The sequence below is a fragment of the Pseudomonas sp. NPDC096925 genome (assembly GCF_044762545.1).
In the GTDB taxonomy this organism is placed as follows: Bacteria; Pseudomonadota; Gammaproteobacteria; order Pseudomonadales; family Pseudomonadaceae; genus Aquipseudomonas.
Genome location: NZ_JBIWEM010000009.1, coordinates 157847 through 173632, shown reverse-complemented (window position 1 = coordinate 173632; position 15786 = coordinate 157847). Strand labels below are relative to the sequence as shown.

Sequence of the window (15786 nt, the reverse complement as noted above, 5' to 3'; positions counted from 1 at the left end):
TCCTATTTCACTTCCGGTGGCGTCTGGAAGGTGTGATACGGCGCAGGCGAAGGGATCGACCACTCCAGGCCCTCGGCGCCATCCCAGGGCTTGGCCGGTGCCGGCGCGCCGCCACGGATACACTTGATGACGATGAACAGGAAGAAGATCTGCGTGGCGCCGAACATGAACGCGCCGATCGACGACACCATGTTGAAGTCGGCGAACTGCAGGTTGTAGTCGGGAATCCGCCGTGGCATGCCGGCCAACCCCACGAAGTGCATGGGGAAGAAGGCCATGTTCATGCCGACGAACGATAGCCAGAAGTGCAGCTTGCCGAGGGTTTCGTCGTACATGTGGCCGGTCCATTTCGGCAGCCAGTAGTAGGCCGAGGCGAAGATGCCGAAGATCGCCCCAGGCACCAGCACATAGTGGAAGTGCGCCACCACGAAGTAGGTGTCGTGGTACTGGAAGTCCGCCGGGGCGATCGCCAGCATCAGCCCGCTGAAACCGCCGATGGTGAACAGGATGACGAAGGCGATGGCGAACAGCATCGGCGTCTCGAAGGTCAGCGAGCCTTCCCACATGGTGCTGACCCAGTTGAACACCTTCACCCCGGTAGGCACGGCGATCAGCATGGTGGCGTACATGAAGAACAGCTCGCCGACCACCGGGATACCGACCACGAACATGTGGTGGGCCCAGACGATGAACGACAGGAAGGCGATGGCGCCGGTGGCGTACACCATCGAGGTATAGCCGAACAGTGGTTTGCGCGAGAACGCCGGGATGATCGAACTGACCGCGCCGAAGGCCGGCAGGATCATGATGTACACCTCGGGGTGGCCGAAGAACCAGAACACGTGCTGGAACAGCACCGGGTCACCACCGCCGGCGGCACTGAAGAAGCTGGTGCCGAAGTGGATGTCCATCAGCATCATGGTCACCACGCCAGCCAGCACCGGCATCACCGCAATCAGCAGGAACGCGGTAATCAGCCAGGTCCAGACGAACAGCGGCATCTTCATCAGGGTCATGCCCGGGGCACGCAGGTTGAGGATGGTGGCAATCACGTTGATCGCGCCCATGATCGAGCTGATGCCCATCAGGTGGATGGCAAAGATGAAGAAGGTGACGCTGGCCGGCGCATAGGTGGTGGACAGCGGGGCGTAGAAGGTCCAGCCGAAGTTGGGCCCGCCGCCCGGGCTGAACAGGGTCGAGACCAGCAGCAGGAAAGCCGCCGGCAGCAGCCAGAAGCTGAAGTTGTTCATCCGCGGCAGGGCCATGTCGGGCGCGCCGATCATCAGCGGGATCATCCAGTTGGCCAGGCCGACGAAGGCCGGCATCACCGCACCGAACACCATGATCAGGCCGTGCATGGTGGTCATCTGGTTGAAGAACTCCGGCTGGACGATTTGCAGGCCGGGCTGGAACAGCTCGGCGCGGATCACCATGGCGAACGAGCCACCGAGCAGGAACATCAGGAAGCTGAACCACAGGTACATCGTGCCGATGTCCTTGTGGTTGGTGGTCAGCACCCAGCGCATCAGGCCCTTGGCCGGGCCGTGTGCATGCTCATGGCCGTGGGCGTGGTCGTCGATCACTGCACTCATGTCCTGTCTCCTGCAATCCATTGATTGCCGCGAGTAACCCGGTTCATTGCGCTTCTGCCTGCTTCAGCGCCAGCACGTCCTTCGGCGTGACCATGTCACCCTTGTTGTTGCCCCAGGCGTTGCGCTCGTAGGTGACCACGGCGGCGATATCGACTTCCGAGAGCTGCTTGCCGAACGCGGCCATGGCGGTGCCGGGCTTGCCGTGGAAGACGATGCCCAGGTGGGCTTCCTTCGGCCCGGTGGCGATCTTCGAGCCCTTGAGCGCCGGGAACATTGGCGGCAGGCCCTGGCCTTCGGCCTGGTGACAGGCAACGCAGGTGGTGTGGTAGACCTTGTCACCACGTTCCACCAGTTCTTCCAGGGTCCATTCCTTGCTGGTCAGCTCCTTGAGCTTGGCAGCTTCAGCCTTGCGCTCGCCCAGCCAGGTGTCGTAGTCGGCCTTGGACTTGACCTCGACCACCACCGGCATGAAGCCGTGGTCCTTGCCGCACAGCTCGGTGCACTGGCCGCGGTAGATGCCGGGCTTCTCGATACGGGTCCAGGCTTCGTTGACGAAGCCGGGGATGGCATCACGCTTGACCGCGAAGGCCGGCACCCACCAGGAGTGGATGACGTCGGCAGCGGTCACCAGGAAGCGCACCTTGGCGCCTACCGGCAGCACCAGCGGCTGGTCGACTTCGAGCAGGTAGTGCTCGTCCTTGGGTGCCTTGTTATGGATCTGTTCGGTGGGGGTGGCCAGGTTGCTGAAGAACTCCACGTCCTGGCCCAGGTATTTGTAGTGCCACTTCCACTGGTAGCCGGTAACCTGGATATCGATGTCCGACTCGCTGGCATCGTAGATGTCGATCAGGGTCCTGGTGGCCGGGATGGCCATGGCCACCAGGATCAGGAAGGGGACCACGGTCCAGAGGATTTCCACCCAGGTGTGCTCGTGAAAATGCGCAGCCTGCTGGCCGGTGGAGCGGCGGTGGATGACCATCGACCAGAACATCGCACCGAACACCACGATACCGATGATCACGCAGATCCAGAAGATGGTCATGTGCAGGTCGAAGACGGCGTTGGAGACTTCCGTCGCCCCCGGGTGCATGTTCACGGTCCAGGCGGCGTTGGCCTGACCAAAAACCGACCACAACAGGAGGCCCATCCAGACATGTGGATGTCGCATCATTGCGGGTTCCCCTTCTCGTTCTTGTAGTCCCGGAGGCGTGGCCTGCGGCAAGAGGGAACGGTGGTCAAGACTGCCTGGCTTCGACGACCGAGCCCCTGCTAAAAGCAGTCGGGCCTCATCAACGAATCACGTTCACCGGGAGTATAGACAGCGACCAACGGCACGCAACGAAGCCCGTGAAATGAACTCGATGAAATGGCTGAATAGCCTGAAAACCGCGCGCTTGACACGGCATGGCACAATAATGGCGTTTCGATATGCCTGAGCATGCACACGTTTGCGCGACTTATAACAAATGCGTCTTAGGTATTCTGTATACCGAGCTAATTTAGTGTCTTCCGTTTGAAACGTAATGTCCCTGGAGTTGTCATGAACATCGCTGCTGTACGCGAGCAGGTAAGCCAAGCCCATCAACACGAAGGCCAGACCGGCCAACTGAAAAAGCGTCTCGAGCTGCAACTGCCCCACCTGCACCCCTCGATCCAACTGCCTGAGCAGGACGCCCAGGGTACTTTGGCGCGCTTCGTCAGCGCCTACATCGACCAGGTTCCGGAACTGCTGGAGGCCGCCCACGCGGTTGCCCGCGAGGCCGGGATCGAATCGCAGATCAAACCTGTACTGAAAATTGCCGAAGCCTACTTCCTGCAGCCACCCAGCGTGATGCAAGGGCATGTGGGCCTGGACTGCCTGCTGGATGAGGCCTACCTGGCGCACCGCCTGGTGGAAGAGGTGAACGACCTGTACATCCGTCACTTCCAGCAGCCGCTGATCCCGGTCGACACCACCGTCGCCAACCTGATTGCCCACCAGTTGATTGGCGAGACCTTTGCCAACCAGCTGGATGAAGTGGTGCACCATTCGGTGGACGAAATGTTGAACGACGAAAGCTTCGCGGTGGAGTCGGTGGAGGCCTACCGCGAGAAACTGAGCAGCCCGGAAACCGGTGCGGCGTGGAAGCGCTGGCCGTGCCTGTCTCGTCAGCTGGGTGTGGAGTTGGGCCAGCCGGCCTGATTTCCTGTCCCGGCCTCTTCGCGGGCACGCCCGCTCCCACAGGTACTGCACAGGGTTCAAAGCCTGTGCAGTACCTGTGGGAGCGGGCGTGCCCGCGAAGAGGCCAGTTCAGGCGATACAGGCTTTCAGCTTCAAGCCCCAACCCCCGCCGTAGTCCGCATCCGCCCCTCGATCCGCCGTTTCAGGCGCCGCTGCTCGATCAGCAACCGCGACCCATTGGCCGAATTGCTGCGACCCCAGTCCTCCAGCAGCTCAAGGCACGAGTGGTCGATATAGCTCAGGTTACCCAGCGGCACGTGCAGCGTGGTCCCCGCCGGCACGCTATCCAGCACCTGAGTCAGCGCCGGCACCTTGAGGAAGGTGGCGGCACCACTAAGCCGCAGTTCCATGTGCCCAGCCTTCTCCAGGCTGACCAGGTTGATCTTCAACCGCGCCGCCTTCAGAGCCAGCTTCAGCAAGGTCAGGGCAAAGCCCAGCAGCACGCCGGTCAGCAGGTCGGTAAAGATGATCGCCAACGCCGTCGCCGCGTAGGTGAACATCGGCATACGGCCATAGCGGCCAAGGCCGCGAAACGCCTTGAAATCCACCAGCTTGACCCCGGTAAACACCAGCACACCCGCCAGGCTCGCCACCGGGATCTGCTGCAAAACGCTGCTCAGCGCAACCACGAATGCCAGCAACCAAAGGCCATGGAAGATTGCCGAAGCCCGGGTCTGTGCACCCGCCTGCACGTTGGCCGAGCTACGCACGATCACCCCGGTCATCGGCAACGCGCCCAACACCCCGCACAGCATGTTGCCGATGCCCTGGGCCGACAGCTCACGGTCGAAGTCCGAACGCTGGCCGCTGTGCATGCGGTCAACCGCTGCAGCCGACAACAAGGTTTCGGCACTGGCGATGAAGGCCAGGGCAAACGCGGCAACCAGCAGGGTAGGGTCGGCCAGTTGCATCAGGTCACCAGGGCGGATCCAGTCGATGGCCTCGGACAGGTCGGCCGGCACCTGTACGCGGTTCACCGGCAAGGCCAGCCACATACTGATTGCCGTCATGGCCGACACGCCCAGCAGGGCACCCGGGACGAAGCGCAGCCGCTGCGGCCGCAGGCGCTCCCAGCCCCACATGATGGCGATGGTGCCCAGGCCCAGCGCACCGGCCACCCAGCCGGAGCCGGCGTTTTCATGTGGCAGGGCTGCGGCCACCGTCGCCGGGAACTCCAGCAGGTTCTGCATGCCGGAAGGCTGCGGCGCGGTGTCGAACATCACATGCACCTGCGACAGCACGATCAGCACGCCAATCCCGGCCAGCATGCCGTACACAACCGCCGGCGCGGTAACCCGGAACCAGCAGCCCAGGCGCAAGCGCCCAGCCAGCAATTGCAGCAAGCCGGCCAGCAGCAGGATCGGCCCGAGCATGGCCATGCCATGCTGGCGCACCAGCTCGAACACCAGTACCGCCAGGCCCGCTGCAGGGCCACTGACCTGCAGCGGCGAACCGGCGAGGAAACCCACGACAATGCCGCCGATAATGCCGGTAATCAGGCCTTTGGCTGGCGGCATGCCCGAGGCGATCGCAATGCCCATGCACAACGGCAGGGCAACCAGGAAGACCACCACCGACGCCAGCAACTCACGCGGCAGGGCCGTTTTCAACTGTGTAATGTTCACCGTGTTTCTCCTTTCTCTGTCACACAGCCATTCCCCTGGCCGTGGGCACGTTTGCCCCTGACGAGCGCGCAGGCGCGGGCCGCCAGCGGGCGTGCCGGCAGGCAGTCAGGGAATTCAAGGCAGCCGAAGGCCGCGCCACACCCTAGGGGGTGCAGCCGGCTATCAAGGTTTCAGCGGGCGGATGGGTCGCTTAGTAGCGGCCTCTCGGAGTAGCGCAGGGGACCGGCTCGCCGGCGGCCAGGGGCAGGAAGCTATCGCTGGCGGCGTCGTAGGCTTCGATCTTGCTGGTCTCGATGTCGTAGACCCAGCCATGGATGAACAGCTCACCGGCGGCCAGGCGCGAAGCCACCGAAGGGTGGGTGCGCAGGTGATGCAGCTGGGCGATGACGTTTTCCTTGGTCAGCACTTGCATCGTTTCGTGTTCGCTGCCGCACGAGCAGTTGTTCTCGACCACGGTACGGGCCACTTCGGCGTGGCGCAACCAGGCGGATACGGTCGGCATCTTGGTCAGCGATTGCGGGTTGAGTACCGCGCGCATGGCGCCGCAGTCGGAGTGGCCGCAGACGATGATGTGATGCACTTTCAACGCCAGTACGGCGTACTCGATGGCGCTGGAAACGCCGCCGTTCATCTGGCCATAAGGCGGTACCACGTTACCGACGTTACGGGTCACGAACAGGTCGCCAGGCGAACTCTGGGTGATCAGCTCGGGAACGATGCGCGAGTCGGCGCAGGTGATGAACATGGCACGCGGTGTTTGCGCGGTGGCGAGCTTCTTGAACAGCTCTTGCTGCTCGGGGAAAACGTCATGGTGAAAACGCAGGAAGCCGTCGACGATGTGCTTAAGGGCGGCATCGGCGCTCTCCGCGGGGACCTGCGGTACGACCTTGGATGGGTCCTTGATGGGCATGATTCATCCTCTTGACGGTGTATAGGTAAATCCATTTTACCGGTGAAAGATTCTGGCTATGCAGGGATTTAGATGACACGCACGGGCCATAGATCACAGTCGGTGTGGACTGATTTCCTACGCTAGCGAGGAAAACTTAACTGAAGCTTAATTCGAAGGCTCTAGAACGGGGGTTCCAGATGAAAGAGGCGGGAACTGGATAATAGCAAAAAAACATCAACTGCCAAGAGCCATTAGTCCAATTATCAACTTGGATTAGTTGTATTGATGGCTGGCAATGCGCCCCATGCAGGAACCCGGAACCTGGCCGTGCTCTGCTCAGCATCAGAACAGCGCCATCTGCCCACCCGGCGGGCAAAACGCCGAACAATCCAGCGCCTGCGCTTCTCGCCCTTCGAAATCCAACCGCTTCATGGCCTTGGCAAAGCGCTGCGCCAGCAACTCGGCAAACACGCCTTCACCGCGCATGCGCACACCAAACCGGCTGTCATACAGCTCGCCACCGCGGCTCTGGCGGATCAGGCTCAACACATGCGCCGCCCGCTGCGGGTAATGGTCCTGCAGCCATTGCTCGAACAACGGCGCCACCTCCAGCGGCAGGCGCAACATCATGTAGGCCGCGCTCTGCGCGCCAGCCTCCCTGGCCGCCTCCAGCAGGCGCTCCAGTTCACTGTCGTTGATCATTGGAATCATCGGCGAACACAACACGCCCACTGGCACCCCCGCCTCGCGCAACACGCGGATCGCTCGCAAGCGCGCCTTGGGTGACGCCGCGCGCGGTTCCAGCACCCGTTTCAGGTCATCGTCCAGTGTGGTCAGGCTGATCATCACCCGCGCCAGGCGCTGGCGGGCCATCTCGGCCAGCAGGTCAAGGTCGCGCAATACCAGCGAACCCTTGGTGACGATGGTCACCGGGTGGCGAAAACGCAGCAGCACTTCGAGCAGGCGCCGGGTCAGCAGTTGCTCCCGCTCGATCGGCTGGTACGGGTCGGTATTGGAGCCCAGGTTGATCGGTGCGCACACGTAACCCGGTTTGCTCAGTTGTTGCGCGAGCACCTCGGCGGCATTGGTCTTGGCTATCAGCTTGGTCTCGAAATCCAGGCCGGGGGAAAGGTCCCAGTAGGCGTGGGAAGGGCGGGCATAGCAGTAAATGCAACCATGCTCGCAGCCACGGTAAGGGTTGATGGAGCGGTCGAAGGGCAGGTCGGGCGAAGTGTTGCGGCTGATCACCGACTTGGCCGTCTCGACTCGCACCTCGGTGCCCTGGGTTTGCGGCACCTCCTGGCACCAGCCATCATCCTCCGCCACCGAATGGCTGGGGGCAAAGCGATTGTGCGGATTATGTGCCGTGCCACGGCCCTTTTGCGGTGCTGGAGGAATCATGGCCCACCCCGTATACTGTATTCATATACAGTATCGTGCGCGCCATAATCTTTCCAGCACCTCCGGTCAGCGTCCCCTCACTTCAGGCCATGCCAACGCAGGTAGGGCAGCTGGCTCGGCTGCCGGCCAAGGAACAGCTCGATGCCTTCACGCAACGGGCGCGATGCCCCCGGGGCAAGCAATGTCTCCTGCAGCGCCCGGCCTGTGGCCCGATCCAGCAGGCCTTGGGCCTCGAAGCGGGTGAACAGGTCAAAGGCGTGCACATCCGACCACAGATAGGCGTAATAGCCGGCATCATAGCCGTTCACCAGATGGTCGAAGGCGTGCGCCGGGTGCTCGAAATCGGCAAGGGGCCAGTAGCCAGAATGCTCACGGGCATCGCTCAGGCGCTGTTCGAGGGACCGGCCATCGTTCGGCGTACCATGCAGGTCCAGGTCGAACAGCGCCAGGCTCAGATCGCGCGCGGTTTCCTCCACGCCTTGCTGCCGCAAGCGGCGCAGGCACTCATCGACCCGCGCCCGGTCAAGCTGGCTGCCATCGTGCTGGTGCGACGAGATCGCCACCAGGTAATCAGCGTCCCAGACCCAGCGCTCGAACAGCTTGCCGAACAGCTCCACGCCATCGGTCCCGAGTTCGGTGACGTTGGACATCACGTGGTTGGTCGTGCGCACCAGCAAGTGGTGCAAGGCATGGCCAAACTCGTGGAACAGCTTGCGCAGTGACAAATGGCCCAGCAACGGCTGGCTACCCGGCAGCGCTGCTGGCACGTCGCTGTAGACCACCACCGAGGCCGCCTGGTAGATCCCCTCGGCATCGACCCGGCGGTTGCGAATGTAGGTGGTGAACACCGAGTCAGGCTGCTTGCCGGCATGCTGTACGGCGTCCAGGTAGAAGAAGCCGATCAAGGCGTTGTCCTGCCACACCTCGAACGGTTGCACGCTGTCATCCCAGGTTGCCAGCGGCCTGGCCTGCAGCGTCACGTCAAACAGCTTTTCCGCCAGTTGCTGCAATGCGCTGACCACAGCATTCAGCGGGAAGTATTCGCGCAAGGCTTCGGTGGACAGCACCGTGCGCGACGAAGCCTGCAGGTAGGCAATGTCCCAGGGTTGAATATTCCCCAGCCCCTTGGCTGCGGCCTGGCGCTGCATGTCTGCGCGCCACTGCAGCATGGCCGGCCGCACATGCTCGGCCAGGTCATGAAGAAAGCCGCGCACATGGGTAACCGAACCCGCGCTCTTCACATGCAGGCTCTGCTCCAGATGGCTGGCAAAGCCGAGCAGGTGAGCCTTTTCTTCCAGCAGCCTCGCCAGTTGCTCCAGGAGCGAGCGATTGTCCTGCTGCAGGCCAAGGCCGACGCCTCGTGTGTTGTAAGCCCGGTACACGCGCTCACGCAGCTGCCGGTTGTCAGCATGTTTGAGCACGGCATAGGTGGTCACGCTTTCGCACGCAATCAACCAGCCTGGCTCTCCCGCCTCCTGTGCCCTTGTAGCCAGCTCATCACGGATGCGTTGAGGTATACCGCTCAGTTCGGATTCATCCGTGACGCTCAGCCCTGGCCTGTTGATGTTGCTGCGAAACGCCTCCCGCGCAGCGCTAATCTGTTTCAGGAGCTCGGCCAGGCGTACCTTGCCTGCAGGGGCGAGCGATGCACCACTGGCGCTGAACTTGTCCAGATGCCAGCGCAATGTGGCGCGTTTCTGGGCATCCAGCTGCTTGCCGATGTCGCTGTTGGCCAAGCGCTCATACAGGGCCTGCAGTGCAGCGTTGGTGAATTTCTGGTCGAACCGCTCCGTGGTCTTGGCAAAGAAGTCGATAATGGCCGCGGCCCAGGCTTCATCCCGGTCAACCAATGGCGAGGCGGCATACAACACCGCCAACAGCTGGCTATCCAGCCCGTCAACCGCCAGCACCATGTCATCCCAGGTTGGCATGGCCTGCTGATCGAGGAGGATGCGTTCGATGCCTTGCTCGTGCGCCAACAGCACGTGTTCAAAGGCGACTTGCATGTTTTCGATGGTGATCGCCGGATAATCGACGGGGATATGGCTATTTTGCAGAAGTGGGTTGTCCATGGCGCAACACCTTGCTCGTAGAAAAGAGCAGGCGAGCTTGCATGGCCAGCGTACAGCAGGTGGCCTGACTATCTACCACCTGGGCATACCGGCCCGGGCACGGCGCCCGGGCGGCACGAAGGCTTTATTCAGCCGGTTTCTTCAGCTTCGGGTTGGGGAAGAACTGCACCGTCTGTACCTTGGCCGGCGCGGCTTTCGGTTGCAGATGGTTGACCCGGGTGCCGAGTTCCTTCGGCACCGACAAGCCCTGCTCGTTGAGGGTGTCGGTAAAGCCGCAGGCCACGCACTCGCGGTGTGGTACGCCGTCTTCGTTCCACATCATCAACTTGTCGGTCTCGCTGCACGCCGGGCATACCGCCCCGGCAATGAAGCGTTTCTTGGTCTTGTTCACGGCTACCTCGCTCATGCTGCAGCGTCCTCGCTCAGGCCACTGTGGCGCAGCAAGGCATCGATGGAAGGCTCACGGCCACGGAAGTCGACAAACAGCTCCATCGGCTCGCGAGAGCCACCGCGTGCCAGTATCGCCTCGCGGAAGGCGCGACCGGTCTCGGCGTTCAGCACGCCTTCTTCCTCGAAGCGCGAGAAGGCGTCAGCCGACAGCACCTCGGCCCATTTGTAGCTGTAGTAGCCCGCCGCGTAACCACCCGCGAAGATGTGCGCAAAGCTGTTGGGGAAGCGGTTGTACGCCGGTGGGCGCATGACCGACACCTCGTCGCGTACGCCTTCGAGCACCTGCAGCACGCTGCGGCCGTCACCATGGGTGGCATGCAGCTCGAAGTCGAACAGCGAGAACTCCAGCTGACGCACCATCATCATGCCCGACTGGAAGTTCTTCGCCGCCAGCATCTTGTCCAGCAGGTCCTGGGGCAGGGGTGCACCGGTTTCGTAGTGGGCGGAGATCAGTGCCAGGCCTTCCGGCTCCCAGCACCAGTTTTCCATGAACTGGCTCGGCAGTTCGACCGCGTCCCAGGCCACGCCGTTGATGCCGGATACGCCGGCATGCTCGATGCGGGTCAGCATGTGGTGCAGGCCATGGCCGAACTCATGGAACAAGGTGGTGACCTCATCGTGGGTCAACAGCGCCGGCTTGCCAGGGGCGGCCGGGGTGAAGTTGCACACCAGGTTGGCCACCGGGCTCTGCAGCTGGCCAGCGGCGGTGCGGCGACGGTCACGCGCACCATCCATCCAGGCGCCGCCACGCTTGTTGGCGCGGGCATAGAGATCGAAGAAGAAGCGGCCGACGTGCTGGCCGTTTTCCTTGATCTCGAACAGGCGAACGTCCGGGTGCCAACTGTCGAAGCCCTTGAGTTCGGCGATTTCGATGCCGTACAGGCGCTGCACGATGCTGAACAGGCCGCCCAATACCTTGTCGATCGGGAAGTAGGCGCGCAGGGCTTCCTGCGAAACACTGTAACGCTGCTCGCGCAGCTTCTCGCCGAAGTAGCCGGCGTCCCAGCTGGCCAGCTCAGGGCAGCCCTGCTCAGCGGCGTAGGCCTTGAGCTGCTCCAGGTCCTGGGCGGCGAACGGCTTGGAACGCTTGGCCAGGTCACGCAGGAAGCTCAGCACTTGGTCGCTGGACTCGGCCATCTTGGTGGCCAGGCTCAGCTCGGCGTAGTTCTTGTAGCCCAGCAGTTCGGCCAGCTCCTGGCGCAGGCCAAGGATTTCCTGCATCACCGGGCCGTTGTCGAACTGGCCAGAATTCGGGCCCTGATCCGAAGCACGGGTGCAGTAGGCGGCGTACAACTCTTCGCGCAGGGCACGGTCGCTGGCGTAGGTCATTACCGCGTAGTAGCTGGGGAATTCCAGGGTGATCAGCCAGCCGTCGAGGCCCTTGGCCTGGGCGGCGGCGGCCATCTGCGCCTTGGCCGAATCGGTCAGGCCGGCCAGCGCGGCTTCGTCGGTAACGTGCTTGGTCCAGGCCTGGGTGGCGTCGAGCAGCTGGTTGGAGAAACGGCTGCCCAGCTCGCTGAGCTTGCTCTGCACTTCGGCGTAGCGCTGCTGTTTATCAGCAGGCAGGTCGATACCCGACAGGCGGAAGTCACGCAGGGCATGCTCGAGGATAGTCTTTTGCGCCACGTCGAAGCCGGCGGCCTCCGGGCTATCGATCAGCGCCTGGTAGGCTTCGAACAGCGCACGGTTCTGGCCCAGTTCGGTAGAGTAGGCGCTCAGCGCCGGCAGGCACGACTCGTAGGCTTCGCGCAGTTCCGCGCTGTTGCACACCGCATTGAGGTGGCTGACCGGGCTCCAGGCGGCGCCCAGGCGGTCGTTCAGTTCGTCCATGGCCAGCACCAGACCGGCCCAGGTCGGGTTCTTGCCCTGCTTTTCGAGGATCTCGGCAATGGCTTTACGGTTGTCGGCCAGGATCGCTTCGATCGCCGGCAACACGTGTTCGGCACGGATTTGCGAGAAGGGCGGCAGATCGTAGGACTGCAGAAGCGGGTTGTTCGCACTCACGGTTTGGATACCTTGGCAGAAGAAACACTGCCCCATCTTAATTACAATCGACGCCGACCGCAGCAGGCAGCCTGCCTATCGGCACAGATGAGAGACGCTATCATGGCCATCCGAAGCTTCCAGCAACACACTCCGAAAGTTGGGCCCAGGGCCTTCGTCGACCGGTCGGCGGTAGTGCTGGGCGACGTGGAAATCGGTGAAGACAGCTCGGTCTGGCCGTTGACCGTGGTACGCGGCGACATGCACCGCATCCGCATCGGCGCTCGCACCAGCGTGCAGGACGGCAGCGTGCTGCACATCACCCACGCAGGTCCCTTCAACCCGGACGGTTTCCCGCTGATCATCGGCGACGAAGTGACCATCGGCCACAAGGTCATGCTGCATGGCTGCACCCTGGGCAACCGCATCCTGGTCGGCATGGGCAGCACCATCATGGACGGCGCCATCGTCGAGGACGAAGTGATCATTGGCGCCGGTAGCCTGGTGCCGCCAGGCAAACGTCTGGTCAGTGGCTACCTGTACATGGGCAGCCCGGTGAAACAGGCCCGGCTGCTGAACGACCAGGAACACGCATTCTTCGCCTACAGCGCCAGCAACTACGTGAAGCTCAAGGACCAGCACCTGGCCGAAGGCTACGACCAACCTGAATGACCGCATTCGCGGGTAAACCCGCTCCCACAGGTACGGCGCCGGCCTCAGGCCCTGTGATATCCCTGTGGGAGCGGGTTTACCCGCGAAGAAGACCACGCAGCACTCAAGTGGAACTCAGTAAATGCACCAGCAAAACATCCTGTTCGACCTCGACGGCACCCTGACCGACCCTCGCCTGGGCATCACCCGCTCGATCCAGTACGCACTGGCCAAACTGGGCATCGACGAGCCGGACCTCACCCGCCTCGAGCACTTCATCGGCCCACCCCTGCTGCAGGCCTTCATGCAGTTCTACAGCTTCGACGAAGCCAAGGCCTGGGATGCGGTGAACTTCTATAGGGAACGCTTCAGCGTCACCGGCCTGTACGAAAACCTGGTGTTCGACGGTGTACCGGAGCTGCTCGAGGCCCTGAACGGCCAGGGCCGCACGCTGTACATCGCCACCTCCAAGCCGTGGGAGTTCGCCCGTGAAATCGCCCGGCACTTCGCCTTTGACCACCACTTCAAGGTGATCTACGGCAGTGAGCTGGACGGCACGCGCACCAACAAGGTCGAGCTGATTCGCCATCTGCTTGATGAAGAAGGGCTGGACCCGGCGCAGACCCTGATGATCGGCGACCGCAAGCATGACCTGATCGGTGCGCGCAGCAATGGGTTGCAGGCAGTGGCGGTGGGGTATGGGTTTGGTAGCCAGGAGGAGTTGATGGCGGAAGAACCGGCATTCCACTTTGCTACCTTGGCCGAGATGCATCAGGCATTTCTCAAGGCTTGATGGCCATTGGGGCTGCCTTGCCGGCGATGGGCCGCAACGCGGCCCCAAAATCTCACCGGCTAACCATCAACCGCCGCAACGCCGCCTTCCGCTCTTCAATCGGCAACCGCCCCAACTGCTCCACCCTCTGATAAAACCGTGCCCAATCCCCACCCACTTCGCGGAACACCGCCGCAAACGCCGGCACCCACTGGTCATACAGCCCGAACGGCAACAACTTGGCATTGTTCATCGGCCCATCCATCCAGGCGTCATAACGCTTGTCGCCACCCCACTGGCCATCCCGCAGCTGCCGGTATTCACGCCGCAAGCGCTCAAACTCCGCCTGCTTGGCCGCCCGCTTCTGCACATCATCCAGAGGCCCGGCATATATCGCCTGCAGCCGCTCGCGGCTGGCCAGCACCAAGCGGGTGAACTGCTCACGCTGCTGCCCCTGCTTCCCCCCAACCGCAGCAAGCCCACGCGCCATGCGCCATTGCCGCGTGCCTTCCTGCTCGACGAAGGAGGCAAACGACTCGTTGAACTCGGTATCGTCCTGCACATAGAAGCGCTGGTGGGCGAGCTCATGGAAGATCAGCGTGGCCAGGCGCTCTTCGCTCCAGCCCACCATCGACGACAGGATCGGGTCGTCGAACCAGCCCAGGGTCGAATAGGCCTCCACGCCACCCACGTATGCATCCATGCCTTCCTGGCGCATCAACGCCGCCGCCCCACGCGCCGCGCCTTGCTGGTAATAGCCGCGATAGGCCACACACCCCGCGATCGGGAAACAGTGAGTCACCGGCTGCAACGACAGCTCGGGGGTGGCGAACACATTCCACACCACGTAGGGCCGGCCAATGTCGGCATATACCCGGTAGCTGCGGTTGTCCGGCAGCTTCAGCTGCTGGCTGGCAAATACCCGTGCCTGACTGGCATGTTCCAGGCGCGCGCGCAGTTGCGCGGAGGTGGCCGGGTCGGCCACTACCTGCTCCACCGGCTGCCGTGCACGCAGCAACTGCCACTGGCCCTCGGCCAACTGCCCATAGTAGGCGGCGCTGCTGCAACCGTTCAGCAGGAGCACCGCCAGCAGCGGAACCAAACGGGTGAAAAGAAGGTCGAGTGGCCCAGGACCTGAGCGCTGCATAAGAATAAGTCGAAGCATCCGGGACTGTCTGACTCGCTCAAGGCCGATTCACTCCAAGACTATCTCGCCAAGGGGGCGTTTCGCCATGCGTGCACTATTGGTCATCGGCTCACTGCTGCTGATATCCGCCTGTTCGACCTTGCCAGACCCAGACCCGAACCAGGCCTGGATCGACCTCACGCCCTACGACAACACCTCGCTGCACGCCGTGCAGGTAGATGAACGCGACTGGGCCGACAGCCGCTATTTCGAAGTACAGCCCGGCAGCCACGAGCTGACGGTGCGCTACCAGTTTCCGGTTACCCCCAGCAATATCGGCCCGGTCAAGGAGCCGTTGTGGCGTGATTGCCAGGTCAAGCTGACCTTCAAGGATTTCAGTGCCGGCCAGCGCTACCAGATGCAGGCTGGCAGCATCGGTTTCCGCCCCTGGATCAAACTCTACGACCATCAGCAGAAACTGGTTGGCCAGGGCTTGCCTGCAGGCTGCCAGCGCACCTGAACCGTACAAACGGCGCTATGCTTGTAGCGTGTAAACCGCAAGTGGAGACTTGCCATGCGCCAGCCCATGATGCTGATCGCCCTCAGTGCACTGGGGGCCTGCGCTAGCCCCTTGCCCCCCGTCGACCCCAAACAGGCTTGGGTCGACCTGTACACCATGACTCCCGGCAGGACGATCATGGCCGACCGCCTCGATGGCCAGCGCCTGGAGGATGGCCGTTACTTCCAGGTGACACCGGGCAAGCACGAACTGGTAGTGCGCTTCGATTATGAGATCTACGGGGGCGGCCCCATGACCCAACCCAGGGACCGTACCTGCTACCTGACCGTACGCTTTGACAACTTCCGGGCCGGTGAACGCTACCGCCTGGAGGCTCGGGCGCCGGTGATGGAGCCGCAGGTGCTGCTGTATGACGGCAGCCGCAAGGTAGTGGTGAACGAGCCTAGCGAGGTGTTCTGCATTCCGTGACCTGGGGCTGCCT

General features: G+C 62.6%; 14 protein-coding genes. 5 read left to right on the top strand and 9 right to left on the bottom strand.

What is annotated here, in order from left to right:
* Positions 1-2 precede the first annotated feature (2 nt).
* Positions 3-1592 (bottom strand): cytochrome c oxidase subunit I, encoded by a 1590-nt coding sequence (ctaD, locus tag ACIQYU_RS22840; RefSeq protein ID WP_207831482.1) that lies wholly within the window; start codon positions 1590-1592, stop codon positions 3-5.
* A gap of 43 nt (positions 1593-1635) precedes the next feature.
* Complete coding sequence (gene coxB / locus ACIQYU_RS22835; protein ID WP_207831480.1) at positions 1636-2763, bottom strand: cytochrome c oxidase subunit II; 1128 nt, start codon at positions 2761-2763, stop codon at positions 1636-1638.
* A 369-nt stretch (positions 2764-3132) separates the two neighbouring features.
* On the opposite strand from coxB, the gene ACIQYU_RS22830 reads away from it, so the two are divergent.
* The gene (locus ACIQYU_RS22830) at positions 3133-3774 is read left to right on the top strand and encodes a hypothetical protein (protein ID WP_207831478.1); all 642 of its coding nucleotides are present in this window, start codon (positions 3133-3135) and stop codon (positions 3772-3774) included.
* A 131-nt stretch (positions 3775-3905) separates the two neighbouring features.
* On the opposite strand, the gene ACIQYU_RS22825 is transcribed toward ACIQYU_RS22830, so the two are convergent.
* The 6 genes from ACIQYU_RS22825 to prlC form a co-directional block, all read right to left on the bottom strand.
* Positions 3906-5438, bottom strand: a complete 1533-nt coding sequence (locus ACIQYU_RS22825) for a SulP family inorganic anion transporter (protein ID WP_207831476.1) — start codon at positions 5436-5438, stop codon at positions 3906-3908.
* 190 nt (positions 5439-5628) lie between these two features.
* Complete coding sequence (locus ACIQYU_RS22820; RefSeq protein ID WP_063912352.1) at positions 5629-6348, bottom strand: carbonic anhydrase; 720 nt, start codon at positions 6346-6348, stop codon at positions 5629-5631.
* A 324-nt stretch (positions 6349-6672) separates the two neighbouring features.
* Positions 6673-7731, bottom strand: a complete 1059-nt coding sequence (locus ACIQYU_RS22815) for a PA0069 family radical SAM protein (RefSeq protein ID WP_207831474.1) — start codon at positions 7729-7731, stop codon at positions 6673-6675.
* A 77-nt stretch (positions 7732-7808) separates the two neighbouring features.
* A complete protein-coding gene (locus ACIQYU_RS22810; RefSeq protein WP_233693991.1) occupies positions 7809-9803 on the bottom strand; it encodes a M3 family metallopeptidase in 1995 nt (664 codons plus the stop codon).
* Between the two features lie 124 nt (positions 9804-9927).
* Entirely contained in the window at positions 9928-10209 is a 282-nt protein-coding gene (locus ACIQYU_RS22805) for a YheV family putative zinc ribbon protein (protein ID WP_233693992.1), read from the bottom strand.
* Positions 10206-12293 carry an oligopeptidase A gene (gene prlC / locus ACIQYU_RS22800; protein ID WP_402802345.1) on the bottom strand — a complete coding sequence of 696 codons (2088 nt, stop codon included), beginning with the start codon at positions 12291-12293 and terminating at the stop codon, positions 10206-10208. Before prlC ends, ACIQYU_RS22805 begins: the two co-directional genes overlap by 4 nt.
* A gap of 66 nt (positions 12294-12359) precedes the next feature.
* Between prlC and ACIQYU_RS22795 the strand changes: the two genes are divergently transcribed.
* Together ACIQYU_RS22795 and ACIQYU_RS22790 are read left to right on the top strand one after the other, a co-directional pair.
* The gene (locus tag ACIQYU_RS22795) at positions 12360-12908 is read left to right on the top strand and encodes a gamma carbonic anhydrase family protein (RefSeq protein ID WP_233688227.1); all 549 of its coding nucleotides are present in this window, start codon (positions 12360-12362) and stop codon (positions 12906-12908) included.
* 121 nt (positions 12909-13029) lie between these two features.
* On the top strand, positions 13030-13680 hold the full coding sequence (locus ACIQYU_RS22790; protein WP_063912326.1) for an HAD family hydrolase: 651 nt from the start codon (positions 13030-13032) through the stop codon (positions 13678-13680).
* Between the two features lie 52 nt (positions 13681-13732).
* Here ACIQYU_RS22790 and ACIQYU_RS22785 read toward each other — a convergent pair whose 3' ends face one another.
* Complete coding sequence (locus tag ACIQYU_RS22785) at positions 13733-14806, bottom strand: aminopeptidase (protein WP_402802341.1); 1074 nt, start codon at positions 14804-14806, stop codon at positions 13733-13735.
* 85 nt (positions 14807-14891) lie between these two features.
* On the opposite strand from ACIQYU_RS22785, the gene ACIQYU_RS22780 reads away from it, so the two are divergent.
* Both ACIQYU_RS22780 and ACIQYU_RS22775 read left to right on the top strand, forming a co-directional pair.
* The gene (locus tag ACIQYU_RS22780; RefSeq protein ID WP_063912324.1) at positions 14892-15305 is read left to right on the top strand and encodes a hypothetical protein; all 414 of its coding nucleotides are present in this window, start codon (positions 14892-14894) and stop codon (positions 15303-15305) included.
* A gap of 54 nt (positions 15306-15359) precedes the next feature.
* Positions 15360-15773 carry a hypothetical protein gene (locus ACIQYU_RS22775; RefSeq protein ID WP_063912323.1) on the top strand — a complete coding sequence of 138 codons (414 nt, stop codon included), beginning with the start codon at positions 15360-15362 and terminating at the stop codon, positions 15771-15773.
* The last annotated feature ends 13 nt before the right edge of the window (positions 15774-15786 follow it).